This is a genomic window from Mesorhizobium sp. P5_C1, assembly GCF_054049815.1.
On the sequence record NZ_JBFULQ010000953.1, the window covers coordinates 1 to 1,347 of the forward strand.

General features: G+C 57.3%; 4 protein-coding genes. 2 read left to right on the plus strand and 2 right to left on the minus strand.

Annotation, left to right across the window (positions count from 1 at the left end):
* A partial coding sequence (locus ACXJ7R_RS32915; protein WP_457155440.1) for a hypothetical protein occupies positions 1 to 234 on the plus strand: 234 nt, incomplete at its 5' end.
* Positions 235 to 430: 196 nt separating this feature from the next.
* On the opposite strand, the gene ACXJ7R_RS32920 is transcribed toward ACXJ7R_RS32915, so the two are convergent.
* Positions 431 to 625, minus strand: a complete 195-nt coding sequence (locus ACXJ7R_RS32920) for a hypothetical protein (RefSeq protein WP_457155441.1) — start codon at positions 623 to 625, stop codon at positions 431 to 433.
* 165 nt (positions 626 to 790) lie between these two features.
* Here ACXJ7R_RS32920 and ACXJ7R_RS32925 point away from each other — a divergent pair, with 165 nt between their 5' ends.
* The gene (locus ACXJ7R_RS32925) at positions 791 to 922 is read left to right on the plus strand and encodes a hypothetical protein (protein ID WP_457155442.1); all 132 of its coding nucleotides are present in this window, start codon (positions 791 to 793) and stop codon (positions 920 to 922) included.
* A gap of 226 nt (positions 923 to 1,148) precedes the next feature.
* Here the strand turns inward: ACXJ7R_RS32925 and ACXJ7R_RS32930 are convergent.
* Positions 1,149 to 1,347: hypothetical protein (locus ACXJ7R_RS32930; RefSeq protein WP_457155443.1), on the minus strand; the 199-nt coding region annotated here is incomplete at its 5' end.

The following is a 1,347-nucleotide window of genomic DNA, read 5'->3' on the forward strand; positions in this document are numbered from 1 at the left end:
GATCGGGTGTCCTTCCTGATCGGCCCGCGCCCCCGCAAGCGGCGCGGGCTTTCAGCGGGGGAAGAGATGCCTGAAAAGCCTGTGACGACCTACRTCGTSAGCGTGTTCGAGAARCCGCATTGGYGCRCKGTSCTGACCACSAAAGACAAGGAAAAGGCGTTCGCTCTGGTAAGGGAGATCGGCGACAAGGCGCATCGAGGAGATCACGGCGAGGCCGAAGCGGCGCTAGCGTAGGCTGCCAATGCCGGCCAGTTATCGACATGATGCCGAGCAGGCATGGTTGCGGTGGCACGCGGCCACACGCGGGCGCCAGGAAGCGCGAGTGGGCGCCATTTGGCCAGTCCTTAGCCATGCTATCGAGGACCTTTTTGATATGGTCTGGACTATTGCCACCAGTGAAAAGAGCGATCAGGCGCCCTGTCAGCGCCCGTCACGGGCCTCGCGTAGGCGTTTCCTCGCTTGCGTCCTTGTGCAGCTGATCGTCAATGGCGTCTATTATCTTGAGTGACAAGCCAGTTACCTTATTTTTGAGCCTATCTGGCGCGTCTGGCAACGCCTGAAGCTTCTTGTTCGCCTCTCTGAAAAGCTCGGAGATGCTGTAAAGTGCCAGTTGCTTGTCCGTCACGGTGCGTCTCTAATTGAGCGGTCATGATAAAACATCGACGGCCCGTAATGATGTGGAACCCGGCACTGACTGTACTGCGAGCCTAAAGCAAACAAGCCGGCCTATAAAGACCGGCTTGTCCGTAGCCGAAAGAGATTCGCGCTACCGGGTACGTTATGCAGTGTGATGGTAGTGGTGGACGTGATGGTGGTGGTGGACGTGGTGGTAATGGTGGACGTGGTGGTAATGATGGACGTGGTGGTGGTGATGGTAATTCATGGTGGCGGCGTCTGCCACGCTCATGGCGAGGGGCAATGAGAGGGAGAGTGCAGCCGCGAGGACGTACATCAGAGGCTTTTTCATAACGTGCTCCTTTACGTGTCTGGTTGCTGGTTTGACTGGGGGCTGAGGTTGGTGCAACGCTCGCTCCGGGTAAGGGCGGCCTTTTGGATCCGACTGTTCGACCGCGGCTGCGACGAGCGACATAGCGAACACCGCACTCATCAAGCTGATCGAGATTTTTGTGATCAGGTTGAGTGAGCCTTCAACGACTTTCGGCGGCCGTGTGTGGCCGCCAACCATCATGCGCTCCGTATTTGTCTGCGATGTTTCTGATTTGTTTCTGGATTGTAGAGAATTGCTTCCCCGCCTGATATTTCAACCCGTCAGTTGCGAGGTTGCTAATATGGATGTAGCCTAGCGCCTGCGGTGCCATCGCGTCCGACTCGCTCGGCCTCAAGGAC